This is a genomic window from Frigoribacterium sp. CF331 (assembly GCF_057787905.1).
Window position 1 is genome coordinate 928,045 of the sequence record NZ_CM173545.1, and the last position, 24,620, is coordinate 952,664.

Annotated in this window: 23 protein-coding genes; 14 read left to right on the forward strand and 9 right to left on the reverse strand. The window is 73.7% G+C overall.

The window, feature by feature from the left end:
• The first annotated feature begins 143 nt into the window (after nucleotides 1-143).
• The gene (locus AC3CCI_RS04330; RefSeq protein ID WP_488628219.1) at nucleotides 144-1,097 is read left to right on the forward strand and encodes an FUSC family protein; all 954 of its coding nucleotides are present in this window, start codon (nucleotides 144-146) and stop codon (nucleotides 1,095-1,097) included.
• A 61-nt stretch (nucleotides 1,098-1,158) separates the two neighbouring features.
• Here the strand turns inward: AC3CCI_RS04330 and AC3CCI_RS04335 are convergent, their stop codons facing one another.
• Nucleotides 1,159-1,404 carry a hypothetical protein gene (locus tag AC3CCI_RS04335; RefSeq protein WP_488628220.1) on the reverse strand — a complete coding sequence of 82 codons (246 nt, stop codon included), beginning with the start codon at nucleotides 1,402-1,404 and terminating at the stop codon, nucleotides 1,159-1,161.
• A gap of 63 nt (nucleotides 1,405-1,467) precedes the next feature.
• Between AC3CCI_RS04335 and AC3CCI_RS04340 the strand changes: the two genes are divergently transcribed.
• The 5 genes from AC3CCI_RS04340 (at nucleotide 1,468) to AC3CCI_RS04360 (ending at nucleotide 8,249) form a co-directional block, all read left to right on the forward strand.
• Nucleotides 1,468-1,749, forward strand: a complete 282-nt coding sequence (locus AC3CCI_RS04340; protein ID WP_488628221.1) for a hypothetical protein — start codon at nucleotides 1,468-1,470, stop codon at nucleotides 1,747-1,749.
• A gap of 182 nt (nucleotides 1,750-1,931) precedes the next feature.
• The gene (locus tag AC3CCI_RS04345) at nucleotides 1,932-2,954 is read left to right on the forward strand and encodes a 3-oxoacyl-ACP synthase III (protein ID WP_354593786.1); all 1,023 of its coding nucleotides are present in this window, start codon (nucleotides 1,932-1,934) and stop codon (nucleotides 2,952-2,954) included.
• A complete protein-coding gene (locus AC3CCI_RS04350; protein ID WP_488628222.1) occupies nucleotides 2,951-5,740 on the forward strand; it encodes an alpha/beta fold hydrolase in 2,790 nt (929 codons plus the stop codon). Before AC3CCI_RS04345 ends, AC3CCI_RS04350 begins: the two co-directional genes overlap by 4 nt.
• A gap of 100 nt (nucleotides 5,741-5,840) precedes the next feature.
• Nucleotides 5,841-6,824: an NAD-dependent epimerase/dehydratase family protein gene (locus tag AC3CCI_RS04355; protein WP_488628223.1), complete on the forward strand. Its 984-nt coding sequence runs from the start codon at nucleotides 5,841-5,843 to the stop codon at nucleotides 6,822-6,824.
• A 216-nt stretch (nucleotides 6,825-7,040) separates the two neighbouring features.
• Nucleotides 7,041-8,249: an alcohol dehydrogenase catalytic domain-containing protein gene (locus tag AC3CCI_RS04360; protein ID WP_488628224.1), complete on the forward strand. Its 1,209-nt coding sequence runs from the start codon at nucleotides 7,041-7,043 to the stop codon at nucleotides 8,247-8,249.
• An 84-nt stretch (nucleotides 8,250-8,333) separates the two neighbouring features.
• On the opposite strand, the gene AC3CCI_RS04365 is transcribed toward AC3CCI_RS04360, so the two are convergent.
• The gene (locus tag AC3CCI_RS04365) at nucleotides 8,334-11,834 is read right to left on the reverse strand and encodes a bifunctional proline dehydrogenase/L-glutamate gamma-semialdehyde dehydrogenase (protein ID WP_488628225.1); all 3,501 of its coding nucleotides are present in this window, start codon (nucleotides 11,832-11,834) and stop codon (nucleotides 8,334-8,336) included.
• A gap of 207 nt (nucleotides 11,835-12,041) precedes the next feature.
• Between AC3CCI_RS04365 and AC3CCI_RS04370 the strand changes: the two genes are divergently transcribed.
• Nucleotides 12,042-13,094, forward strand: coding sequence for an ATP-binding cassette domain-containing protein (locus AC3CCI_RS04370; protein WP_354593790.1), 1,053 nt, complete (start codon nucleotides 12,042-12,044; stop codon nucleotides 13,092-13,094).
• Nucleotides 13,091-13,945: an ABC transporter permease gene (locus tag AC3CCI_RS04375; protein WP_354593791.1), complete on the forward strand. Its 855-nt coding sequence runs from the start codon at nucleotides 13,091-13,093 to the stop codon at nucleotides 13,943-13,945. The genes AC3CCI_RS04370 and AC3CCI_RS04375 overlap by 4 nt, the downstream gene beginning before the upstream one ends.
• A gap of 36 nt (nucleotides 13,946-13,981) precedes the next feature.
• Here the strand turns inward: AC3CCI_RS04375 and AC3CCI_RS04380 are convergent, their stop codons facing one another.
• Complete coding sequence (locus tag AC3CCI_RS04380; RefSeq protein ID WP_354593792.1) at nucleotides 13,982-14,674, reverse strand: TetR/AcrR family transcriptional regulator; 693 nt, start codon at nucleotides 14,672-14,674, stop codon at nucleotides 13,982-13,984.
• A gap of 86 nt (nucleotides 14,675-14,760) precedes the next feature.
• On the opposite strand from AC3CCI_RS04380, the gene AC3CCI_RS04385 reads away from it, so the two are divergent.
• Nucleotides 14,761-16,008, forward strand: a complete 1,248-nt coding sequence (locus AC3CCI_RS04385; protein WP_488628226.1) for an MFS transporter — start codon at nucleotides 14,761-14,763, stop codon at nucleotides 16,006-16,008.
• Here the strand turns inward: AC3CCI_RS04385 and AC3CCI_RS04390 are convergent.
• The 5 genes from AC3CCI_RS04390 to AC3CCI_RS04410 form a co-directional block, all read right to left on the reverse strand.
• Nucleotides 16,001-16,237, reverse strand: coding sequence for a hypothetical protein (locus tag AC3CCI_RS04390; protein WP_056259415.1), 237 nt, complete (start codon nucleotides 16,235-16,237; stop codon nucleotides 16,001-16,003). The two genes, AC3CCI_RS04385 and AC3CCI_RS04390, sit on opposite strands and share 8 nt — an antisense overlap.
• Before the next feature lie 54 nt (nucleotides 16,238-16,291).
• Nucleotides 16,292-16,501, reverse strand: a complete 210-nt coding sequence (locus AC3CCI_RS04395) for a hypervirulence associated TUDOR domain-containing protein (protein ID WP_354593794.1) — start codon at nucleotides 16,499-16,501, stop codon at nucleotides 16,292-16,294.
• Nucleotides 16,502-16,622: 121 nt separating this feature from the next.
• Nucleotides 16,623-17,072, reverse strand: coding sequence for a YdeI/OmpD-associated family protein (locus tag AC3CCI_RS04400; RefSeq protein WP_354593795.1), 450 nt, complete (start codon nucleotides 17,070-17,072; stop codon nucleotides 16,623-16,625).
• A 124-nt stretch (nucleotides 17,073-17,196) separates the two neighbouring features.
• Complete coding sequence (locus AC3CCI_RS04405) at nucleotides 17,197-17,961, reverse strand: SDR family oxidoreductase (RefSeq protein WP_488628227.1); 765 nt, start codon at nucleotides 17,959-17,961, stop codon at nucleotides 17,197-17,199.
• Nucleotides 17,962-17,997: 36 nt separating this feature from the next.
• A complete protein-coding gene (locus AC3CCI_RS04410) occupies nucleotides 17,998-18,720 on the reverse strand; it encodes a LysR substrate-binding domain-containing protein (protein WP_488628228.1) in 723 nt (240 codons plus the stop codon).
• A 33-nt stretch (nucleotides 18,721-18,753) separates the two neighbouring features.
• Between AC3CCI_RS04410 and AC3CCI_RS04415 the strand changes: the two genes are divergently transcribed.
• The 3 genes from AC3CCI_RS04415 (at nucleotide 18,754) to AC3CCI_RS04425 (ending at nucleotide 21,296) form a co-directional block, all read left to right on the forward strand.
• Nucleotides 18,754-19,191, forward strand: a complete 438-nt coding sequence (locus tag AC3CCI_RS04415; RefSeq protein WP_354593798.1) for a DUF5997 family protein — start codon at nucleotides 18,754-18,756, stop codon at nucleotides 19,189-19,191.
• Between the two features lie 27 nt (nucleotides 19,192-19,218).
• Nucleotides 19,219-20,121, forward strand: coding sequence for a KPN_02809 family neutral zinc metallopeptidase (gene ypfJ, locus AC3CCI_RS04420; protein WP_488628229.1), 903 nt, complete (start codon nucleotides 19,219-19,221; stop codon nucleotides 20,119-20,121).
• A gap of 167 nt (nucleotides 20,122-20,288) precedes the next feature.
• The gene (locus AC3CCI_RS04425) at nucleotides 20,289-21,296 is read left to right on the forward strand and encodes an NADP-dependent oxidoreductase (protein ID WP_354593800.1); all 1,008 of its coding nucleotides are present in this window, start codon (nucleotides 20,289-20,291) and stop codon (nucleotides 21,294-21,296) included.
• 132 nt (nucleotides 21,297-21,428) lie between these two features.
• Here AC3CCI_RS04425 and AC3CCI_RS04430 read toward each other — a convergent pair whose 3' ends face one another.
• The gene (locus tag AC3CCI_RS04430) at nucleotides 21,429-22,376 is read right to left on the reverse strand and encodes a carbohydrate kinase family protein (protein WP_488628230.1); all 948 of its coding nucleotides are present in this window, start codon (nucleotides 22,374-22,376) and stop codon (nucleotides 21,429-21,431) included.
• 81 nt (nucleotides 22,377-22,457) lie between these two features.
• On the opposite strand from AC3CCI_RS04430, the gene AC3CCI_RS04435 reads away from it, so the two are divergent.
• Together AC3CCI_RS04435 and AC3CCI_RS04440 are read left to right on the forward strand one after the other, a co-directional pair.
• On the forward strand, nucleotides 22,458-23,399 hold the full coding sequence (locus tag AC3CCI_RS04435) for an ROK family protein (protein ID WP_488628231.1): 942 nt from the start codon (nucleotides 22,458-22,460) through the stop codon (nucleotides 23,397-23,399).
• Between the two features lie 175 nt (nucleotides 23,400-23,574).
• Entirely contained in the window at nucleotides 23,575-24,618 is a 1,044-nt protein-coding gene (locus AC3CCI_RS04440; protein ID WP_488628232.1) for an NAD(P)-dependent alcohol dehydrogenase, read from the forward strand.
• The last annotated feature ends 2 nt before the right edge of the window (nucleotides 24,619-24,620 follow it).

Below are 24,620 nucleotides of genomic sequence, written 5' to 3' on the forward strand. Positions count from 1 at the left end.
CCCCGTCGACCGGAGGACCCGCCATCACGACCACCGCCCCCGCCCACCGTCTGCTGCCGCATCCGCGAGACCTCGTCCGCCTCGGTCCGCACGACGGAGCCCACCGCCCCGCGGCACGCGTCGCCGTCTCGGTGCTCGTGCCGATGGTCGTGCTCGCCCTGATCGGTCACGTCGAGTGGACGCCCTACGCGGTCTTCGGGGCCTTCGCCTCGGCGTTCGGTCGCGGCCTGCCGAGGTTCCAGCGCCTCGAGATGCAACTCGAGGCGGGGCTCGGCCTGGTCGCGTGCGTCGTGCTGGGCACGGTCCTGGCGGCGTCGGGCGCCCCGGTGGTGGTGGCCGTCGTCGCGATCGGCCTCGTGGCCGGCCTGGCTTCAGCCGTGTCGGACCTGCGCCGCTGGAGCCCGCCCGGCCCGCTCTTCTTCGTCTTCGGCCTCGGTGTGACGGCCTTCGTCCCCGCGACCGCCTCGACCGTCGGCGCGGCCGCGGTCGTCGCCCCGGCGAGCCTCGCCGTCGCGCTGCTCGCCTCGCTCGCGGGAGCCCTGCTGCCCTCCGGCCGCCGGGCGCTGGCCACCGCCGAGGGTCGTCGCTGGAGGCGCGGGCCGAGACCCCTGGACGGCCGACGGACGCTCGTCCACGCCGCCGTCTGCCTGGTGGCCTCGATCGCGGCCGGGTCGCTCAGCGTGGCGCTCGGCGTGCAGAGCCCGTACTGGGCGATGGTGTCGGCCGTGGTGCCCGTGGTGGGGACCGCGACCGCGGGGCAGCTCGTGCGGGCCGGCCACCGCCTCCTCGGCACCCTCGTCGGGGTGGGCCTCGCCGCCCTGCTGCTCGCCTGGCAGCCGGGCGTCGCCGCCCTGATCGTCGCCTTCGGGGTGCTGCAGTTCGCGACCGAGCTGCTGATCGTCCGCAACTACGGTCTCGCGCTCGTGTTCATCACGCCGATGGCCCTCGGCATGCGCGCCCTCGGCGGCACGCCGGTCGACGTGGGCGCCCTCGTGGCGGCCCGCACGGCCGACACCGCGATCGGGGTGGGCGTGGTCGTCGTCGTGCTGCTCGCGACGCACCGACTGCGTCGGCCCCGGCCGGAGGCGTCCGCCTGACCGCCGCCGCCGACGATGCGGCGCGGGCGGGGCGGCACGGGCAGGGTGGGCCGGCGGCGGGTCAGACCTGGCGGGCCCTGGCGCGACGGCCGTCCTTGCTCCACCAGACCAGGTCGGCGACGCCCTGTGCGATCAGCAGCAGGGCCACGACGAGGATGATCACGGTCAACGCCTGGACCGGCACGCCCGACGCGATGTTGAGCACCTGGACGACGAGGCCGAAGAGGCCGATCAGCACCTCGAAGACGGCGGGCACCACGGCGCCCGTCTTCGTCAGGGTGAACCAGGGTCGCCGCAGGTCGCTCATGCACCCGAGGGTACAAGGTGCTCGGGCTACGATCGCCGGGACCCGACCCGCCGAGGAGGCACCGTGCGACGACACGACGTGCACGTCGACCCCGACGTGCCGAACTGGCTGCTGACCAAGCGCGGCGGCATCGCCCTGCCCCTCGTCACCGTGTTCTGCGCGCTCGTCGTCATCGCGAGCATCGTCGCCGCCCTGGCGGTCGGCGGGGGCAGCGTCACGGTCGTCACGGTGGTCGTGGTGCTCGCGGGGCTGGGCGCCGCGACCTGGGCCCTCGCCGACCTCGTCTGGTGGTCGCGGGACGACCGGCGGCGCGTCGTCAGGCTGCCCCGCGGGCCCGAGGGCTGACGACCCACCCGCGCGCCACATGCCGTCCAGGGCATGGACGTGCCCCGTCAACCTGGCAACCACCCAGCGTCCGTCGCCGTAAACTGACGGGTGCACCGGACCGGTGCCCACGACGTTCGGCTCCGCGCGCCACCCGCGCGCGCGTGCAGCCCCACCCCGCCACAACTCGACAGGGAGTTCCGTTGAACGGAAACGCTACGACCCGGCACAGCAACGTCGCGTTGCTGTCGGTCACCAGCACGATGGCCGACCGGGTCACCACCTCCGAGAGCATCGACGAGAAGCTCCTGCCCGTCCTCAAGCGCCTGAAGCTGCCCACCGGCCTGCTGCAGCGCGTCGCCGGCGTGTACGAGCGCCGCAACTGGAGCACCGAGCAGAGCTTCGACTCGGCCGCGATCGACGCCGGCAAGCGCGCGATGGCCGAGGCGGGCATCCGCCCCGACCAGGTCGGACTGCTGATCAACACGTCGGTCACGCGCCCGCACCTCGAGCCCTCGGTCGCCGTCCGCCTGCACCACGGCCTCGGCCTGCCCTCGTCGGCCACGAACTTCGACATCGCCAACGCGTGCCTCGGCTTCGTCAACGGCATGACCCTCGCCGCGCAGCTCATCGACGCCGGCCAGATCGACTACGCCGTCATCATCGACGGCGAGGACGCCGACGACGTGCAGGTCAACACGATCGACCGCCTGCTGACCAAGGGCTACGGCCGCGACGACTTCATGAGCGAGTTCGCCAGCCTGACCCTCGGCTCGGGTGCCGCCGCCGCCGTCATCGGCCGGGCCGACCTGCACCCCGAGGGCCACCGCATCGTCGGCGGCGTCACGCGCGCCGCCACCGAGAACTACGACCTCTGCGTCGGCAGCGTCGACGGCATGTTCACCGACGCGAAAGCCCTGCTGAAGCGCGGCATGGAGCTCGTCGTCTCGGCCTGGAAAGAAGCGAAGCGCGACTGGAACTGGCAGCGGATGGACCGCTACATCATGCACCAGGTCAGCGACGTGCACACCGGCGCCTTCGTCAAGGCCGCGGGCATCGACAAGAAGCTCGTCCCGCTCACCTACCCGACCCTCGGCAACGTCGGCCCGGCGTCGATCCCGATCACCCTGGTCGAAGAGAGCAAGACCCTCAGCAAGGGCGACCGCGTGCTGCTGATGGGCGTCGGCTCGGGCATCAACACCGCGATGATGGAGCTCGCCTGGTGAGTCGCCTCCCGCGGTCCGCCTCCGCCACGGCGCCGGCGTCACGTCCCCCCGCGGGTCTCGACGGGCTCGACCCGTCGTGGTCGCGCCTCGTCGACGTGCCGTACGGGCTCGGCTCGCACCGCGCCTCCCGCACCTGGCACGTCCTCGACAACGGCGAGGCCCTGGCCGCCCGGGGCCTCGAACCGGTCGGCACCATCCTCTGCGTGCACGGCAACCCGACCTGGTCGTACCTCTGGCGCCGACTGGTCGCCCGCACCCTCGAGGCCGCCGAGGCCGGGGGCACGGCGTGGCGGGTCGTCGCCGTCGACCAGCTCGACATGGGCTTCTCGGAGCGCACCGGCTCGCCCCAGACCCTGGCCCGTCGCGTGGCCGACCTGGGCGACCTCACCGACGCGCTCGAGATCACCGGACCGGTCGTCACGCTCGGCCACGACTGGGGCGGCGTCGTCTCGTCGGGCTGGGCGGTCGACCATCCCGACCAGCTCGCGGGGCTCATGCTGCTCAACACCGCGGTGCACCAGCCCGAAGGCGAGAAGATCCCGGCTCCGTTGCGCCTCACCCTCGCCCGCGGCGTGCTGGGTCGCGCGACCGTCGGCACGACCGGGTTCCTCGACGTGACCCTCGGCCTCGCGCACCCACCGCTGTCGGCCGAGGTCAAGGCCGGCTTCCGGGCCCCGTACCGGCAGGCCGACCGCCGCGGGGGCATCGGCGGCTTCGTCGCCGACATCCCCGTCGACGACGAGCACGTCAGCAGCCCCGAGCTCGACCGCATCGCCGAGGGCCTGCGCGACCTCTCCGTGCCGGCCCTGATGCTCTGGGGCCCGCGCGACCCGATCTTCTCCGACCGGTACCTCGACGACCTCGTCGACCGGCTGCCGCACGCCGACGTCCACCGCTTCGAGGGCGCCGGCCACCTCGTCGCCGAGGACGTCGACTACGCCGGGGCCCTGCTGACCTGGCTCGGCGACCGCCTGCCCGACGGCACGCCCGGCACCGGCACCGGCACGTCCCGCACCGGTACGGCTCGCACCGGTGTCGCCGACGCGGGCACCTCCCGACCCGAGGAGGCGCTGGCTGCGTCCCCGCAGGACCGCCCACTCTGGTCGCACCTCGACTCCCTGGCCGACAGCCCGGCCACCGCGCTCGTCGAGATGGCTCCCGCGGGTGCCGACGGCCCGCGGTCGGTGAGCTGGAGCCTGCTCGCCCGCCGGGTCCGCGAGATCGCCCTCGGCCTGCGGAAGCACGGCGTGCGACCGGGCGACCGGGTCTCGCTGCTCGTGCAGCCCGGCGCCGACCTCACCGCCGTGCTCTACGCGTGCGTGCGCATCGGCGCGGTCGTCGTCGTCGCCGACGCGGGGCTCGGCGTGCGTGGCCTGACGCGGGCGGTCCGCGGAGCCTGGCCCGACCACGTCGTCGGACAGCTGCCCGGCCTCACCGCCGCCACGGCCCTCGGCTGGCCCGGCCGCAAGATCTCGACCACGAAGCTGTCGCCGGTCGCCGCGCGGGCCCTCGGCGTCGAGGCGTCGCTGCCCGAGATCGCCGCCCTGGGCCGACGGGCCCACGACGCCCTCGCCGAACTGCCCGAGGCACCGACCTCGGACGCCGAGGCCGCGATCCTCTTCACCTCGGGCTCGACCGGCCCCGCCAAGGGCGTCGTCTACCGCCACGGCCAGCTGACCGCCCTGCGCGACGCCCTCGCCGAGCGGTACGACGTCGGGCCGGGCACCGGCCTCGTCGCAGGCTTCGCGCCGTTCGCGTTGCTCGGGCCCGCCCTCGGTGCGACGAGCGTCACGCCCGACATGGACGTCACGAAGCCGCGCACCCTGACGGCCCGCGCGGTGGCGGCCGCGACGGCGGCGGTCGACGCCACCGTCGTCTTCCTCTCCCCCGCCGCGCTCGCCAACGTCGTCACGACCGCCGGCGACCTCGACGCCGACGACCACCGCGCCCTGGCCGGCGTCCGGACGTTCCTCTCGGCCGGTGCCCCCGTCTCGGAGTCGCTGCTGGCGGCCGCCGGCGACCTCATGCCGGACGCGACGCCCCACACCCCCTACGGCATGACCGAGGGCCTGCTGATGACCGACGTCACGCTCGAGGGCGTGCGCTCCGCGACGGCCGACCGCGAGGCCGCCGTCGCCGCGGGCGCGCCCGACGCGGGCGGGGTCTGCGTCGGGCTGCCCGGCGCGACCACGACGGTGCGGATCGCTCCCCTCGACGAGGCGGGCCGCGCCTCCTCGGCCTTCGTCGACGACGCCGGCGTGACCGGCGAGATCGTCGTCTCGGCCCCGCACGTCGAGGACCACTACGACCGGCTCTGGCTGACGCACCGCGCCAGCCGCCTCGGGTCGACCGCCGAGACCCGGTGGCACCGCACGGGCGACGTCGGGCACCTCGACGCCGCGGGGCGCCTCTGGGTCGAGGGCCGGCTCCCCCACGTGATCACGACCCCCACGGGCGTGCTGACGCCGGTGGCGTCCGAACAGGCCGTGGAGGCGCTGGCCGGCATCGCCCGCGCCGCCGTCGTCGGCGTCGGCCCGGCCGGCACGCAGCAGGTCGTCGTCGTCGCCGAGACCGTCCCCCCGGCCCGTCGTCCCGGGCTGGCCCCCGCGGCCCTGGCGGCCTCGGTCCGCTCGGCCGTCGCCGAGGCGTCGGGACGACCCGTGGCCGCCGTGCTCGTCGTGCCCCGGCTGCCGACGGACGTGCGACACAACAGCAAGATCGACCGCACCGGCCTCGCCAGCTGGGCCACGTCCGTGCTGTCGGGCGGACGGATGCGTCGCCCGTGAGGCTCGGCGGCGCTCCGGGCCGGGCGGGTTCGGCCGACACCGGCGGGCGCGCACGACCGTCGACGACGAACACGCCCGACGTCGCGCCCGGGCCTCGGCCGTGAGGGTGCTGGTCACCGGCGCCAGCGGGCTGCTGGGCGGCGCCGTCGCCCGGGCCGTCGCCGCCGCCGGGCACGAGGTCACGACCCTCCAGCGACGACCGTCGGGCGTGCCCGGGGCCCGCGACATCCTCGGCTCGGTGACGAACCCGAAGGCGGTCGCCGCGGGCGTCCGCGACCAGGACGCCGTCGTCCATCTCGCCGCCAAGGTGTCGCTCACCGGTGACGCGGCCGAGTTCGAGGCCGTGAACGTCGGGGGCACGCGCTCCCTCGTCGAGGCGATGCGCGCCTCCTCGGCGTCACGCCTGGTCTTCGTGTCGTCACCCTCGGTGGCACACGCCGGCTCGTCGATCGTGGGCGACGACGCCCTGCCCGCCTCGCCCGGTCACGCCCGCGGCGACTACGCCCGCACCAAGGCCGCGGCCGAACGCGTCGCCCTCGGGGCGGCCGACGCCGACCTGCGCGTGGTGGCCGTCCGCCCGCACCTCGTCTGGGGCCCGGGTGACACGCAGCTCGTCGAGCGCATCGTCGACCGCGCCCGCGCGGGCCGCCTGCCCCTGCTCGACCACGGTGCCGCGCTGATCGACTCGACCTACGTCGACAACGCGGCGTCGGGCATCGCCGCCGCGCTCGAGCGCGTCGACGAGGTCAGCGGCGGGGCCTACGTCATCAGCAACGGCGAACCCCGCACGGTCGCCGACCTGATGGCGGGGATCTGCGCGGCGGCCGGGGTGCCCGCCCCGCGCCTCCGGGTGCCCGCCGCGGTCGCCCGCGCCGCGGGATCGTTCGTCGAACGGGTCTGGGCCGTGCGCCCGGGTGCCGACGAACCGCCGATGACGAGGTTCCTCGCCGAACAGCTGTCGACCGCCCACTGGTTCGACCAGCGGCGGACGCAACGGGACCTCCGCTGGGCCCCGGCCGTGAGCGTCGACGAGGGACTGCGGCGGCTGGCCGCCTGGTACGCCGCCGGACAGCCCGCCGTCTGAAGCCCGGCGTCCGAGGCCCGCCGCCCGAGGCCCGGCGTCCGCCCCGCCGACTCCGCGAGATTAGGGGGGCGACGGGTCAGGGCCGCGTCCCCCGTTCTCTGTGCGAGGGCACACGTCCCGTCGCGCGGCCGGGGCCTACCGTCGCCCGGGTGGCGGCAGCCGTCGGGCACGAGCCCGGCCGCAGCCCCCACCTCACTCGACGGAAGGACCACCCCCATGAAGGCAGTCGTCTGGCACGGCATCGGCGACATCCGACTCGACGAGGTCGCCGACCCCACGATCGTCGACCCCACCGATGCGGTCGTCCGCATCACCCGCAGCGCCATCTGCGGCACCGACCTGCACTTCGTGCGCGGCACGATGGCCCCGATGGCCGAGGGCACGATCCTCGGGCACGAGGCGGTCGGCGTCGTCACCGCGGTCGGCGACGACGTGCGCGGCTTCAGCGCCGGCGACCGCGTCGTCATCAACTCGACGGTCTCGTGCGGCACCTGCCGCTACTGCCGTCAGGGCCAGACGGCCCAGTGCGACGTCGCGAACCCCAACGGCCCCGACGCCGGCACCTGCTTCTTCGGCGGCCCGGCCTCGACCGGCCCGGTGAACGGCCTGCAGGCCGAGGCGGTGCGCGTGCCGTTCGCCCAGAACACCATGCACCGCCTGCCCGACACGGTGAGCGACGAGCAGGCGATCCTGCTGAGCGACATCTTCCCCACGGGGTGGTTCGGCGCCCAGCTCGCCGGCGTGACCCGGGGTGACGTGGTGGCCGTGTTCGGCGCCGGCGTCGTCGGCCAGTTCGCGATCGCGTCGGCGTTCAAGCAGGGCGCGAGCCGCGTGATCGTCGTCGACCACGAGGAGACCCGCCTCGCGCAGGCCCTCGCCCAGAACGCCGAGATCGTGAACTTCGACGAGGAGGACCCGGTCGCGACCATCAAGCGCCTCACCGCCGGGGCCGGCGTCGACGCCGTCATCGACGCGGTGGGCGTCGACGCCCAGCACGCGAGCCACGGCCCGGCTGCTCCCGACGCCGACACGGCCGCCGAGTTCGCGGCCGAGGTCGAGCAGGTCGCCCCCGACGCGAACCCGCAGGGCGACCAGTGGGTGCCCGGCAACGCCCCGACCCAGGCCCTGCGCTGGGCCGTCGAGGTCGTCGCGAAGTACGGCCGCATCGGCGTCATCGGCGTGTACTCGCCGACCGTCACGTCGTTCCCGTTCGGCGAGGCGATGCTCAAGAACCTGACCATCCGCATGGGCAACTGCGACCACCACTCGGTGACCCCGCCGCTGATCGACCTGGTCGCGTCCGGCCAGTTCGACCCGACCGCGTTCATCACCGAGCACGAGGGCATCGGCTCGGCCATCGAGGCCTACGAGGCGTTCGACCGCCGCGAGCCCGGTTGGACCAAGGTCGAGGTCGTCGCCGGCTGAGTCCGACCGCGCGACGCCACGGACGAGACACGACGTGCCGCCCACCCGACGGGGTGAGCGGCACGTCGTCTCTCGTGACCCGGGTCAGATGACGTCGGCGCTCCACGGGTCGGGGTTGCCGAACCGGTGGGCGGTGATGGCCACGGCCTGCTCGCGCACGAACGGCAGCAGCTCGAGGCGGCCGGTCGGGGTGACGGCCGCGGCGAACACGGCGACCGCCGGGTCGCCGCCGAGGGCGTCGGCCAGGGCCGAGGAGGCGCCGGTCGCGTCACCCGCGCCCGTCACCAACCGCACGCGCTCGGTCGACAGCCGGCCCGCACGCACCCGGAGGTGCCAGGCCGCGTCGTCCTCGTGCACCACGTCGGAGGCCGCGAGGCCGAGTGCCCGGACGAGGGCACCGGGCAGGGCGACCGACGACGACACCGTGAGCGGGGCGCCCGACCGGAGGCCGGCCAGCAGCACGCGGACCACGTCGGCCGGGGCGGCTCCGTCGGCGGCACGGACGGTGACGGGCAGCGGGCGGTAGCGCAGCAGGTCGCGCTCGAGACCGAGGTCGCTCACGTCGCGGGCGACGCCGAACTCGGTCGCCCAGAAGTGCTCGTCGCTGGCGGCGGCGGCGCGCAGGTCGTCGTGGGCCGACGCACCCGACGCCCCGAGCAGCGGCGACGCGGCCTCGAGGGCGGCCAGGGCCGCCCGACCCGGGCGCGCCTCCTGCGGCTCGGTCAGCGCCGTCGGCTGCCACGAGCCGAGGTGCACGAGGTAGTTGGGGCCACCGGCCTTGGCGCCCGCGCCGACCGACGACTTCTTCCAGCCGCCGAACGGCTGACGCCGCACGATCGCGCCGGTGATGCCGCGGTTCACGTAGAGGTTGCCCGCCTCGACGCGGTCGAGCCAGGTGGCCAGCTCGGCGGGGTCGAGGGTGTGCAGGCCGGCGGTCAGGCCGTAGTCGGTCGCGTTCTGCAACTCGATCGCCTCGTCGAGGGTCGCCGCGGTCATGATGCCGAGGACCGGGCCGAAGTACTCGGTCAGGTGGAACTCGCTGCCCGCCGCGACGCCGGCGCGCACGCCGGGCGACCAGAGACGGCCCGTCTCGTCGAGCAGCTTCGGCTCGACCAACCAGGTCTCGCCTGCTCCGAGGGTCGTCAGGGCCCGCTCGAGCTTGCCGTGGGCCGGCTCGACGATGGGGCCCATCTGCGTCGTCGGGTCGGAGGGGAGGCCGACGCGCAGGGTCGACGCGGCGTCGACGAGCTGACGGCGGAAGCGCTCCGAGGTCGCGACCGAGCCGACGAGGATCACGAGGCTCGCCGCCGAGCACTTCTGCCCCGCGTGGCCGAAGGCCGACTTGATGACGTCGGAGGCGGCCAGGTCGAGGTCGGCGCTCGGGGTGACGACGATCGCGTTCTTACCGCTGGTCTCGGCGAGCAGGGGCAGGTCGGTGCGCCAGCTGGTGAAGAGCGCGGCGGTCTCGAAGGCGCCGGTGAGGATCACGCGGTCGACCGAGGGGTGCGACACGAGGTGGCGCCCGAGGTCGCCCTCGTCGACGTCGACCAGCTTGAGCACCTCGCGGGGCACGCCGGCGTCCCAGAGGGCCTGCACCATGACGGCGCCGCTGCGCTTCGCCTGGCCGGCCGGCTTGACCACGACGCTGCTGCCCGCGGCGAGCGCCGCGAGGGTCGAGCCGGCCGGGATCGCCAGGGGGAAGTTCCAGGGCGGGGTGATCAGGGTCAGCCGCTCGGGCACGAACGTCGCGCCGTCGACCCGGTCGAGCTCTTCGGCGAGGTGGGCGTACCAGTTGGCGAAGTCGATCGCCTCGCTGACCTCGACGTCGCCCTCGGCGACCGTCTTGCCGGTCTCGCTCGCCGCGACCTCCATGAGGTCGGCGCGTCGGGCCGACAGCGTGGCCGCGGCCTCGCGCAGGACGACGGCCCGGCCCGCGCCTCCCCTGGCCGCCCAGTTGGCGGACGCCGCCACGGCGTCCGCGACGATCGCGTCGAGGGTGGCGACGTCGGTGACCCTGGCGGACTCGATCAGCTCGACGCCGAGTCGCGAGTCGGCCGAGCGCGCGGCGATCTCGCGACCCCAGGCCCGGTTGTCGGCGAGGGCGGGGTCGGTGTCGGGCTCGTTGTCGAAGCCGCTGCCCGCCGGGCGGGGCTGGAGCGCCTGGGCCGCGTCGAGGCGGCTCTGCACGCGGTGCGGTGCCGGGGCGTCGCCGTCGACGTCGGCGAGCGAGGCCAGGAAGCGACCCTTCTCGCGCTCGAACATGGCCTCGTTCGAGGCGAGCTCGAAGACGGCCGACATGAAGTTCTCGCTCGAGGCGTTCTCTTCGAGGCGGCGGATCAGGTAGCTGATGGCGACGTCGAACTCGCGGGGGTGGACGACGGGCGTGTAGAGGAGCAGCCCGCCGACGTCGGCCTTGACCAACTCGGCCTGCCCCTCGGCCATGCCGAGCAGCATCTCGAACTCGACGCGGTCGCCCACCCCGCGGGCCTCGGCCAGCAGGTGCGCGAACGCGATGTCGAAGAGGTTGTGGCCGGCGACGCCGACGCGCACCGCCCGGGTGCGCTCGGGGGTAAACGCCCAGGCGAGCACCCGCTTGTAGTTCGTGTCGCTGCCCTGCTTGGTGTCGTAGGTCGCGAGGGGCCACTCGTGCACCGTGGAGTCGACGGTCTCCATGGCGAGGTTGGCGCCCTTGACGACGCGGACCTTGATGGCGGCCCCGCCGGCGTCCACCCGCTCGGTCGCCCAGGTGGTGAGGTGCTGCAGGGCGCCCAGGGCGTCGGGCAGGTAGGTCTGCAGGACGATGCCCGCCTCGAGGCCCTTGAGCTGCGGCTGATCGAGGAGGCGCGTGAAGACCGCGATGGTCAGGTCGAGGTCGCGGTACTCCTCCATGTCGAGGTTGATGAACTTCGGCCTCGGCGAGCGGGCGGCGAGCTCGTACAGCGGGGTGAGCTTCTCGACGACGCGCTCGACGGTCTCGTCGAAGGCCCACATCGAGAGCTGGCTGACGATCGACGAGACCTTGATCGACACGTAGTCGACGTCGTCGCGGGCGAGCAGCGCCCGGGTGCCCGCGAGGCGGTGCTCGGCCTCGGCGTCGCCCAGGACGGCCTCGCCGAGCAGGTTGAGGTTGAGCCTGGTCTCGTCCTTCTTGATCTTCGCGATGGCCGCACCGAGCTTGGCGGGGCGGGCGTCCGCGATGAGGTGGCCGACCATGCCGCGCAGGACGCGGCGGGCGATCGGCACGACCACGCCGGGCAGGAGGGGCGCCAGGACGCCGCCGAGGCGGACGGCACCGCGCATGTGCCACGGCAGGAAGGCCGGAGCCTGCTTCGCGAGGGTCGACAGGTTGCGGGCGGCGACGCCGAGGTCTTCGGGGCGGACGACCCGGTCGACGAAGCCGATGGTGAAGGCGAGGCCCGACTCGTCCTTCAGCACCTGGGCGAGCAGGTGGGCCGAGCCGGTGCTCGGGGCGTTCGACGCCTCGTGCGCCCAGCGGCGGGCCAGGGCGACGGCGTCGTCGCCGATGCCGACGGGCAGGAGCTGTTCAGCGGTGGACGGCCCCGCCGTCTCGTCGATGGTGGTCATGGGATGAATGTAGGGCGGAACTTGCCACCTGGCAAGGTTTGAGGCGAGACCGTGTCGTGCGCCGCGCCTCCTCGTCCACAGGGGGCGGATCGGCACTGGCGGCGAGAGCCGGACAGCGCTACCTTGGGCGCGTTCAGGCGGTGCACGGCGGCCGCCGGGACCGACCCGTCCGCCGACGGGAGGCCCACCCCCAGCCCGGGAGCACGCATGGCGATGATCGAAGCACGCGGCCTGACCAAGACCTACCGGTCGAAGTCCGGGCCGGTCCGGGCCTTGACCGGTCTCGACCTCACGGTGCCCGAGGGCACGGTGAAGGCCCTGTTGGGCCCGAACGGCGCCGGCAAGACGACCGGGGTGAAGATGCTCACCACGCTCGAGCGACCCGACTCGGGCACGGCCACGATCGCCGGCCTCGATGTGGTCGACGACGCGCAGGCGGTGCGCCGCTCGATCGGCGTCTCGGGGCAGTACGCCGCGGTCGACGAGAACCTCACGGGCTTCGAGAACCTCGACATGATCGGCCGCCTCTACCACCTGGGCAGCCGGGTCAGCCGCGACCGGGCCCGCGAGCTGATCGAGCTCTTCGACCTGACCGCCGCCGGCGACCGCCCGGTCAAGGGGTTCTCGGGCGGCATGCGACGACGCATCGACCTCGCCGGGGCGCTCGTCACGAACCCCCGCGTGCTCTTCCTCGACGAACCGACCACCGGGCTCGACCCGCGCAGCCGGCTCGCCCTGTGGGACATCATCACGGGGCTGGTCGACGGCGGCACGACGGTGCTGCTGACGACGCAGTACCTCGAGGAGGCCGACCGGCTGGCCGACGACATCTCGGTCATCGACGGCGGGGCCGTCATCGCCGAGGGCACCGCCGACCAGCTCAAGGCGCAGGTCGGCGGCCACCGCCTGGTCGTCGCCCTCGTCGACGAGGCCCGCGCCGACCAGGCCGTCGAGGTGCTGCGACGACACGGCGACTCCGAACCGACCGTCGGGGCCGACGGCCGCCAGCTCGAGGTCGCAGTCACCGACGGCCCCACCGCCCTGCAGCGCACGCTGGCCGACCTCGGCGCGGCCGGCATCGAGCTGCACGACGCCGGCATGCGGCGCCCGACGCTCGACGACGTGTTCCTGCAGCTCACCGGGCACCGGGCGGCCGACGACGACTCGGGCGCCGACGACGGGTCGCCCGGCGACGACGACGCGGGTGGTGGCCGAGGCCGCGGACGCCGGGGCGCGAAGCAGAGAGAGGCACGAGCATGACCACGACGAGCACGACCGCCGCCCTCACCCAGACCCTGCGACCGTCGACCGACACCGGCCTCGGCACCTGGGCGTCGGACGGCTGGACCGTCACCAAGCGCAACCTGATCAAGGTCAAGCGCTCGCCCGACATGCTGATCTTCGCCGTGCTGCAGCCCATCATGTTCGTGCTGCTGTTCAGCCAGGTCTACGGCGGCGCGATCGCCGTCCAGGGCACCGACTACACGCAGTTCCTGATGGCCGGCATCTTCGCGCAGACCGTGGTCTTCGGCTCGACCTTCTCGGGCGCCGCCATGGCGCAAGACCTGAAGGAGGGCATCATCGACCGGTTCCGCACCCTGCCGATGAGCCCGTCGGCCGTGCTGATCGGTCGCACGAACAGCGACCTGGTGCTCAACACGATCTCGATGGTGATCATGATGCTCACCGGCCTGGCGGTCGGCTGGCGGGTGAACGCGTCACCGGCGTCGTTCGTGGGCGGCGTCGCCCTGCTGCTGCTCTTCAGCTACTCGTTCAGCTGGGTCATGGCCCTGCTCGGCATGAGCGTCAAGACGCCCGAGACGATCAACAACGCGTCGTTCATGATCCTCTTCCCGCTGACGTTCGTGTCGAACGCCTTCGTGCCGAGCGACACCCTGCCGACCGTGCTGAGGGTGTTCGCCGAGTGGAACCCGGTGTCGTCGCTCGTGCAGGCCGCCCGCACCTCGTTCGGCAACCTCGGCGACACCCCGGTGCCCGACATCTGGACGATGCAGCACCCCTACGCCACCGTCCTGCTCGGCATCGCGGTCATGCTCGTCGTCTTCGTCCCGCTCTGCATCCGGAAGTTCCAGCGCATCAGCGCGAAGTGACCGGCCCCGGCCGGTCACGCCCCGAGGAGGCGCGGGTCAGCGCGAGCGCCCGGCCGCGTCCCGCACGGCGGCGTCGAGTTCGCTCGTCGGCACCGTGAGGACGCTGCCGATCACGAGGCGCATCAGTGCGGGCACGTCCACGTCGTCGCGCTCGTACAACCACTGCAGCTGCAGGCCGTCCTGCACCGCCAGCACGACGCGGGCGGCGGACTCGGCCGTGAAGCCGTCCCGGAGCCAGCCCCGGGCCTGGGCGAGCCCGAGGTAGGCCGAGGTCGACGAGACGATGCGCTCGTAGTAGTCGGCGTAGTAGTGGTGTGCCGGGTGGTCGGGCGAGGTGGCCTCGGCCGACGCCGTGATGAACAGCGAGATCACCACGGGCACGTCGACGTTGTACTCGGCGAGCGCCACCAGCTCGTCGACCCTCATGCCTCCGTCGTCGTCGAAGTGCCGCCGCAGGCGTTCGTCCCGCCGCCGCAGCACGGCCATGAGCAGTTCGTCCTTGGTCGGGAAGTAGTGCATCAGCGACTGGTGCGAGACCCCGCACCGTCGGGCGATCTCGCGGAGGGTCGCCCCGTGGAACCCGACCTTGCCGAAGACGGGCAGCGCCGCGTCGAGGATCGCCTCGCGCTTGGCGATGCCCTTGCGGTACCGGCCCGGCTCGCGCACCACGCCGACCGGGGCGACGTCGCTGACGTCGGCGCGGGTCGTGTCGGGCTCGGAGGCGTCCATCGGGGTCAGCCTAGGTCGTCCCGAGCGCCCGTGACGACGCCGCGGGCACGTCGTCCGAGCACGGGCCGTCGGCATAGAGTCGAGCGGTGCCGTGGTCGCTGCTGAGAACGCCCGCCTTCCGGGCCCTCTGGGTCGGGCGGCTGTCCTCGTGGCTGGGCAGCGGTCTGGCCCCCCTGGCCATCGTCTTCGCGGCCGTCGACCTCGGGGCCGACGCCGTCGACCTGGGGCTCGTGGTCGTCGCCCGCTCGGTGCCGAACATCGTGCTCGTGCTGGTCGGCGGTGCCCTCGCCGACCGGTTCTCGAGGCGGTCGGTCGCGATCGTGTCGTCGTGGGTGTCGGCCCTGTCGCTCGTCGGGGCGGCGACGCTCATGCTCACGCAGACCGAGACCCTCGTCACCCTCGCCGCCGTGGGCGCGGTCAACGGCGCCGCGGCCGCCTTCTTCGGCCCGGCCACGAGCGCACTGCTCCGCGACACGGTGCCCGACGAGCGCGTGAGGGACGCGACCGTCCTCAGCCGCGTGGGCATGAACGTCGGCCTCGTCGTCGGCACCGCGGTGGGCGGCGCCGTGGTGGGCACCGCCGGCTCGGGCGTCGCCCTGGCCCTCGGGGCCGGGGTCTTCGCGGTGGCGGCCGTCGTCTTCGTGGGGTTGCCCCGGGACGGTGCCCGCGCCTCCGGGGGCACGTCGGTGCTGAGCGACCTCGGCAGCGGGCTCGGCTTCGTGTGGCGCACCCGCTGGCTCGCCTCGACGGCTGCCCTGGCCTTCACGTTCCAGTTCGCGTTCGCCGGCGGGGTGCAGGTCGTCGGGCCCCTGGTCGCCGACCAGTCGTTCGGACGTCTGTTCTGGGGCTTCGCCGGGGCCGTGCAGACGCTCGGCCTGATCGTCGGGGCGTTCTGGGCCGGGGCGTTGCGCGGCCGCCTCCGGCTCTGGGCGGCCTGCCTCGGAGCGGCGGCGCTGGCCCTGCCGCTCGTGCTGCTCTCGTTCGCCTACGGCACCGACCCCGTGGTCTTCGATCCGCTGCACTGGTTCTTCTGGATCGCCCTGGGGCTCTTCGCCGCCAGCGTCGGGCTCGAGGTCTTCACCGTGCCACTCGACGTGGTCGTCCAGCGGCAGGTGCCGGGTGCCTACCTCGGCCGGGTGTTCTCGTGCCTGACGTTGGCCTCGCTCGCCGGCGTGCCGGTCGGTGAGGTCACGGTGGGCCCGCTCACCGAGCTGATCGGCACGCCGGCGACGCTCGCCGCCCTGGCCGGACTCGTCGTCGCCGTCGCGGTGGCCGTGGCGCTCAGCTCACGGGTGCGTCGGGTCGACGCCGGCCAGGAGGCGCGGGTCAGCTGAACTCGCCGCGCTCGATCGCCTCGGCGTACTTGCGCACGTCCGGGCCCGGCTCGTAGTCGATGAAGCGGTCCTTGACGGCCTCGTTGATCGCCTTGAAGGACTCCTCCCACGACTCGCCCGAGTGGGCGGCCGCGGCGTCGCGGACGGCATCGCGCAGGACGTTGTCGGCGTCGGTCAGGATCTTGTCGCGGGCCTCGTCGTTCCAGCGCACGTCGTTCAGGTCGGCCATGGTGTTCTCCTCGTCGGGGTGGGGCGGGGTGGGACTGTGGATGGTGGGGTGCTGCTACTTCTTCTTCGCGGAGAGCGACGAGCCCTTGTGGGCCGCCTTCGCCCCGCTCTTGTCGCTCTCGACGACGAAGTACGGCTCGTCGTCCGACGCCTTGAACTTCTGCCCGTCGAGCTGGAACTCCTTCACGCGCTTCTCCACGACCGTGCCGTGGGTCTCGCCCTGAGGGGTGTTCCAGGTGACGTGGTCTCCCTTGCTGAACGACATCGCGCCTCCTTGGTGCGTGGTCCTGCCGGCGGCGTCCGTCGCCGCTCGGTGGTGGCGTGGACGGTACGCCGCCCGGGCCGACGGCCCACCCAGCGTCGCGGGGTACAGCGCCGGAGCGGGCTCAGCCGGCCAGGGCGGCGAGCGCGGCGGCCAGGCGACGGGCCCGGGTCTCGGGGGTCTTCGCCGCCCCGATCGGTTCGACGAGGGCGCGCTGACGGCTGTACGAGAGGGACTCGTAGGAGGCGCGGGCCGCGTCGTCCGCGTCGAGCGCCTCGCGCAGGTCGGCCGGCACCTCGACCACCCGCGGCTCGGTGTCGAGGGCCAGCGTGACCTCGACCTCCTGCCCGCCGACGACGCCCGACGCCGCCCGGTGCGCGCCACTGACCGGGATCAGGTACCGCCCGCCCGTGCTCGCGACCGTGCTGCGGTAGGTGTACCCCTCGACCGTGACGACGACCGCGGGCTTCCTGCCCGACGCCAGCGACTCGACGGCCTCGGGCGGCACGACGATGCCCGTCGCGTTGACGCGGGCCTCGGCGATGGTGGTGCGGAAGGTCACGGGTTCGGTCATGCCCGGATGCTAGCGAGCCCCCCGCCTCGGCACCACCGCACCGCGTTTCGTGCACCGCACCGCACCTAGTCGCGGTGCGGTGCACGAAACGCGGTGCGGTGCGGCGGTGCGGGTGCGATGCCGGTCAGACCGAGAAGCCGCCGTCGGCCTTGATCAGCTGGCCCGAGATCCAGCGGCCGGCGGGCGACAGCAAGAAGCGCACCACCTGGCCGATGTCGGCGGGCGTCCCGAGGCGCCCGGTCGGCTGCTGCTCGGTGCCGCTGGCGCGGGTGGCGTCGTCCATCCACCCGGTGTCGATGGGGCCGGGGTTCAGCGCGTTCGACGAGACGCCCAGGTGGCCGAGTTCGCGGGCCGCCGCGATCACGAGTCGGTCGAGGGCCCCCTTGCTCGAGCCGTAGGGCAGGTTGTGCACGACGTGGTCGCTGGTCAGGGCCACCACCCGGGCGCCTTCGACGAGTCGGTCGACCGGCGGCAGCTGCTCGGCGAACGCCTTGATCGCCAGCCAGGCCGCCCGCACGTTGACGGCGTAGTGCGCGTCCCAGCTCTCGAGGCTCGTGTCGAGGATCGACGAGTCGACGCTGTGCGAGTGCGACAGCACGAGCGCCGTGACCGGCCCCAGGTCGGCGTTCACCGCCCCGAGGAGGCGCGCGGGAGTCCCCGGGTCCGCCAGGTCGGCCGGGTAGACGGCCACGTGCGCACCCGCCTCCTCGAGCTCGGTGACGAGCGAGCCGACGTCCATCGCCGCCAGGCCCCAGGGCATGGAGGCGTCGTAACCGTCCCAGGTGGTCAGCGCGAGGTCCCACCCGTCGGCGGCGAGCTCGCGGGCGATGCCGTTCGCGATCGAGGACGTGCGGCCGGCGCCGGTCAGGAGGCAGGTCTTCTTCGACATGCGCTCAGCTTGTCAGGCCGAACGGTTCGGAGCGGGTCAGCGACCGCGGCGCGGCCGGCTGCGACCCGTGCCACGCTGCGGCCCGCGACCCTTAGGCGTGCGCCCCGGCTTCGCCCCGCGCGGGTCGGGAGCCGACCCCTTGCGGGCCGGGTCCTCGCGCTCGGGCTCGTCGCGCCTCCTCGACCTCGAGCTGCGGGCCGTGCGGCCCCGCACGACGCCGATGAAGTCGTCGAGGTCGTCGGTCAGGTCGCCCTCGGGCCAGACCAGCGCGATCGTCGTCGGCGGCAGGTCGGCGACGTAACGGTACGTCACCTCTTTCCGGGCGTGGAGGCGCGCGAGCGACTGCGGCATCACGGCGACGCCCGCCCCCGTGGCGACCACCGCCACGGCGTCGGCGACCGAGAGGGTCGGGTCGAGGTCGTGCCGGTGCTCACCCTCGAACGCCGCCGCCTCGACCTCGTCCTCGGCGCCGGCCGCGGCCACGACGTGGTCCCTGGGCACGACGACGACGGCGCGCTCGTCGTAGAGGCGGATGACCGAGAGCCCCTCGGCGTCGACCGGCAGCCGCGCCAGCACCATGTCGACCCGGTCGTCGCCGCGGGCCGCGGCGAGCGCCGGGACCGCATCGGCGTCGGCCACCGGCACGAAGGCCAGCGGGGTCTCGGGCCGGCGCTCGGCCCAGAGCCTCGACCACTTCGCCAGGGTCACCCCGGGCACGACCCCGATGCGGAACGGGGCGCGGGTCGGCTCGGTCGTCATGGGTCGAGGGTATCGGGCCGGTACCCTGGGCAGATGACCTCCGACGCGCCGTCCGGCAAGCAGCCGCAGACCCTCAAGCCCTTCACGGCCGCCAAGAAGCTCGGGGTGTACCTGCCGGCCACGCCCGACGAGTTCCAGGCCTCCCCCGTCACGCGCGAGGCGTTCGCCGAGCTCAGCACGAACCCGCCCGAGTGGTTGTCCGAGCTGCGCCGCACCGGCCCGCACCCGCGTCCGGTGGTCGCGCAGAAGCTCGGCATCTCGACGTCGGGCCTCGCCCGCGCCGGCGTCGACGACGTCATGACGACCGACCAGATCCACGCCCTGCTCGACGAGATGCCCGACTGGCTGCGCACCGAGCGCGGCATCCACGCCGACGTGCGCGAAGAAGAGCTGCGGGTGAAGGAGCGCAACGCCGGCCGCGAGGTGCTCCGCAAGGAGCGCGAGGCGAAAGAGGCCGCCGAAGGGCGCTGACGCCAGCGCTGCGCTACCGTCGGCGACATGTCATTCAACGACGACGCGCGCCTCGACGGCAGCAAGGTCAAGCGGCGTGGCCGCGGCCGCACGGCGGGGATCGCCGGGGGCGGTCTCGGCATCGTCGGCGTGATCGCTGTGTTCCTCATCAGCCAGGCCACCGGCGTCGACGTCTCGGGCCTGCTCGGCGGCGGCATGGGCGGCGGGGCCGCCCAGCCCGTCAGCGAGGGCGACCTGTCGTCCGAGTGCACCACCGGCGCCCAGGCGAACGACAGCGTCGACTGCCGCATGGTCGGAGCAGCCGACTCGCTCGACGCCTACTGGTCCACCGAGGCACCGGCCCTCGGTGTCAGCGACTACCGCACGCCCGACTTCTTCCTCTTCAGCGGGTCGACCGACACCGGCTGCGGTGGCGCGACGAGCGCCACGGGCCCGTTCTACTGCCCGCCCGACGAGGCCCTCTTCGTCGACACCGACTTCTTCGAGCAGCTCCGCTCGCAGTTCGGCGCCAGCGGCGGCCCGCTCGCCCAGATGTACGTCGTGGGTCACGAGTGGGGCCACCACATCCAGCAGCTGACCGGCGCCTTCGACCGCGCCGACCGCAGCGACACCGGGCCGGGCTCCGACACCATCCGGCTCGAGGTCCAGGCCGACTGCTACGCGGGCGCCTGGGTCGGCGCCGCCTCGACCGTCCAGGACGCGAACGGCGTCACGTTCCTCGAGCCGGTCACCGACCAGCAGGTCGCCGACGCGCTCGACGCCGCGGCGGCCGTGGGCGACGACCGCATCCAGTCCGCCGGCGGCGGCCAGGTCGACCCCGACACCTGGACGCACGGCTCGGCCGACCAGCGCCAGAAGTGGTTCGAGACCGGCCGCAGCCAGGGCGCGACGGCGTGCGACACGTTCTCGGTGCCGACCGACCAGCTCTGACGACGAGGCCGACCCGCGCCTCCCGACCGTGGCCGACGGCCACCGGGCCCGGCTCCCCAGGCAACTCGAAGCGTCCCCTGCGGTCGGTGCGGGCCCGGAGGGCGCACACTTCACTCACCCTCGCGACGGCACAGGCGCCGCCGCGACGACAGCAGTGGAGGCGCGTCATGGCACGACCTGGCAAGGCCATCGAGTTCGACGGGTACGGAGACGTGGCCCAGCTGCACTTCGTCGAGCAGCCGCTGCCGACGCCGGCCGACGACGAGGTCGTCGTCGAGGTCATCTGCGCGGGCCTCAACCACATCGAGAACTTCATCCGGCGGGGCGACTTCGTCGACCGGCTGCCCCTCGAGTTCCCCGCCCGCGAGGGATCGTGCTTCGCCGGCATCGTCAAGAAGCGCGGCGCCGCCGTGCGCGACTTCTCGGTCGGGGCCGAGGTCGTCGGCCACGCGGTCGGCGGGGGCGCGCACGCGACCTACGTCGTGGTGCCGGCGAGCGCCGTCGTGCCGAAGCCGCCGCACGTCCCGTGGGAGGTCGCCGGCGGCCTCTACCTGGCGGGAGCCACGGCGTACGACACCGTCCGCAGCCTGCACCTCGGGCCCGACGACGTCGTGGTCATCACGGCCGCGGCGGGCGGGGTCGGCCACATCGAGTGCCAGCTCGCCCTGCAGCTCGGCGCCAAGGTGATCGGCACGTGCAGCCCCGGCAACCACGACTACCTCCGGTCGATCGGCGTCGTGCCGGTCGACTACGGCGAGGGCCTGCGCGAGCGCATCGACAAGGCGGCGGGGACCGACCGCGGGGTCACGGCCTTCATCGACAACTTCGGCGGCGACAACCCGGCCCTCAGCACCGCCCTGGGCGTCCTGCCGTCGCGGTTCAGCTCGAGCGAGGACCGCCTCGAGCGCGAGATCCGCTTCATCGGCGCCGAGCGCGACGACACCGAACCGGCCATGATCCTCTCGGCCCTCGCGAAGCTCATCGCCGAGAACAAGCTGCGCGTGCTGGTCTCGGGCTTCTACCCGTTCGACTACATCGCCCAGGCCTTCGAGGACCTGGCCGAGCAGCACTCCCGCGGCAAGGTGGTCGTCGGCATGCAGCCCGTCGAGACCGGGGCCCGCTCGCACTGGTACCTGTCGGGCAAGGCACGGGCGGTCGCCGAGTCGCTCGGCTGAGCCGCATCGTCGACCGTCCGACACACCGCCGAGCGGACGGGACGCCGCCGCACGCCGCGGCGTCGTGTCCACTCGGCGGCGTCCGGGCGACGGCAGAGGGCAGGAGGCGCGGGTCGGCCGACCGCGCAGCCGTCAGCGGGGCAGCCGCAGCAACGCCCCCGGAGCCCTGACCGTCGCCGCCGCGACGTCCATGGCCCGGTCGAGCGCCCCCGACCACTCGACCGACCCGGGCTCACGCCGCTCGGCGAGCAGCGAGGCGACGATCGACGCGAAGGTCGCGTCGCCGGCACCCATCGTGTCGACGACCTCGCCGTCGGCCGACGAGATGCCGCGCGTCAGGGCCGTGCCCGCGGCAGCGTCCGTGGCGCCGTCCGTGGCGCCGTCCACCGACCCGGCGAGCACCAGGCTCGCCCCGGCCGAGCCGCGCGTGGCGAGGACTCCCCCGGTGCCCGAGGCGAGCAGCGCCTCCTGCCAGTCGGCGAGCGACCGACCGGCGACGAGCCCGGCGTCGTCGTCGCCGACCTTGACGAGCAGCGTCGAGGCCGCGACGCGTTCGAAGCCGGCGACGAAGTCGGCGATCTGGGCGGCCCCGCCGGGCAGGAACCCGGGGCGCGGGTTCGGGTCGACCACCAACCGCACGGGGTCGGTGCCGACGACGCGCAGCAGACGGTCGGTGAGGGCGGCGTCGTCGAACGGGTACGAGCTGACCGCGACGAGCGGAGCGGCCTCGAGCACGGCGAGCTGCTCGGCCGAGAAGTCGAGGCCCCGGGCGACCGCGGCGTCGGTGAAGACGTAGGTCGGTTCGCCGGCGACCCGCAGCGACACGGCCCGGCCGGTGCCGAGCGGGTTGATCGTCGCGACCAGCTCGACGTCGTGCTCGGCGAGGAAGGCGCGGATCGACCCGCCGTCGGCGTCGTCGCCGATCGAGGCGAGCAGCGTGGTCGGCACGCCGAGGCGGCTGAGCCCGACGGCGACGTTGAGGCCGGCTCCGCCGACGTGGTCGGTCGACCCCTCGTCGGTGCGGATCTCGTCGATGAGGGCGTCGCCGAGAACGGCGACCCGACCGTCGGTGGTGTGCATGGGGTGCCTTTCGTCAGCGTGCCGGCAGCCACCCTAGTGCGGCGGCCGACCCGGTCGCACGCCCCCGCTACGCTGGCCGACGTGACCGATTACGCACTGGCCGTCGACGTGGGCGGAACGAAGGTCGAGGCGGCGCTGGTCGCCTCCGACGGAGCCCTGCTCGACGGAAGCCGCGACCGCCGCCCCACCGGCGCCGGGTCGACGTCCGACGAACTGGCCGAGGCGGTCAGCGCGGTCGTCGCCCACGCCCTCGCGGCCCTGCCCGACGGTGACGCGCTCGTCGGTGCGGGCATCGGCAGCGCCGGCCCGGTCGACCTCGTGCACGGCACGGTGTCGCCGATCAACCTCCACGCCTGGCGCGGCTACCCGTTGCGCGAACAGGTGGCGGCCCTCGCCGCCTCGACCCTGCCCGACGCCGCCCCCGTCACGCTGCGCCTCGACGGCGTCAGCCTGGCCCTCGCCGAGCACTGGGTGGGCGCGACGCAGGGCGTCGACAACGCGTTGGCGATCACGGTCTCGACCGGCGTCGGCGGCGGGCTGATCGTGAACGGCCGACTGCTCTCGGGTGGCACCGGCAACGCCGGCCACATCGGTCAGATCCAGATCGCCGACCGCCCCGCCGGCGAGAACGCCTGGGCCGCCACCCTCGAGGTCATCGCCTCGGGCCCCAACGTCGTCGCCTGGGCACGCGCGCAGGGCTGGCAGGGCGAGCGCGGCGAAGACCTGGCCGCCGGCTACGTGGCGGGCGACGAGATCGCCGTGGCCGCCGTCCGACGATCGGCGAACGCCGTGGGCGAGGCCGTGTCGTCGGTCACCACGCTGCTCGACCTCGACGTCGTCGCGATCGGCGGCGGGTTCTCGCGCGTCAGCGAGGACTACCTCGACCTGGTCCGGGCCACCGTCCAGGAGGCGCCGGTCAACGAGTACGCCCGTCGCGTCCGCGTCGTCCGCTCCGGGCTGAGCGACGAGAGCCCCCTGGTCGGGGCCGCCGCGCTCGTCTGGCGGGCCGAACTGCTCGGCTGAGGCGCGCCTCCTCGGGGGGCCGACCCACGCCTCCTGCCGTCGGCGCCTCGGCCGCTCGGACCCCGGGCTGGGAGCCGTCGTCGGCGGACCGGCCTAGGCTGGTTGCATCCCACAACGTCGTCGGATTTCGGCGCGCCCGCGAGGTGCGCACAGCCATCTACACGGAGGTCCCCCCATGCCCACCACCGTCCCCGTCCTGCTCACGCCGTCCGCCGGCGCACCCTTCGAGCACTCCACCGTCGAGCTGCGCGACGTCGGCCCGAACGACGTCCAGATCGACATCGCCTTCGCCGGCATCTGCCACAGCGACATCCACCAGGCCCGCGAAGAGTGGGGCAAGGCCATCTTCCCGATGGTGCCCGGTCACGAGATCGCCGGCATCGTCACCGAGGTCGGCTCCGACGTCACGAAGCACAAGGTCGGCGACCGCGTCGGCATCGGCTGCTTCGTCGACAGCTGCCGCGAGTGCGAGAACTGCCTCGCGGGCGAGCAGCAGTTCTGCGTCAAGGGCAACGTCGCGACCTACAACGGCCGCCAGTACTCGGGTGAGCCCACCTACGGCGGCTACGCCAAGCAGATCGTCGCCGACGAGAACTACGTGCTGTCGATCCCCGAGGGCATCGCGCTCGACGAGGCGGCACCGCTGCTCTGCGCCGGCATCACGACCTACTCGCCGCTCAAGCACTGGGGCGCCGGCCCCGGCAAGAAGGTCGCCGTCGTCGGCATGGGCGGGCTCGGCCACATGGCCGTCAAGATCGCGCACGCCCTGGGCGCCGAGGTCACCGTCATCAGCCAGACGCTCTCCAAGCAGGAAGACGGCCTGAAGCTCGGCGCCGACCACTACTACGCCTCGAGCGACCCCGAGACCTTCACGAAGCTGCGCAGCTCGTTCGACCTGATCATCAACACGATCTCGGCCGACATGGACATCGACGCCTACGCCCGCACCCTGCGCCTCAACGGCACGATGGTGTTCGTGGGCCTGCCCGAGAACCCGCAGTCGTTCGGCGCGGGCTCGCTCATCGGCGGCCGTCGCAGCCTGGCCGGGTCGAACATCGGCGGCATCCCGGAGACGCAGGAGATGCTGGACTTCTGCGCCGAGCACCACATCGGTGCCGAGATCGAGACGATCGGTGCCGACGAGGTCGACGAGGCCTACGAGCGCGTCGTCGCCAGCAAGGTCCGCTACCGCTTCGTGATCGACACCGCCACCATCTAGCA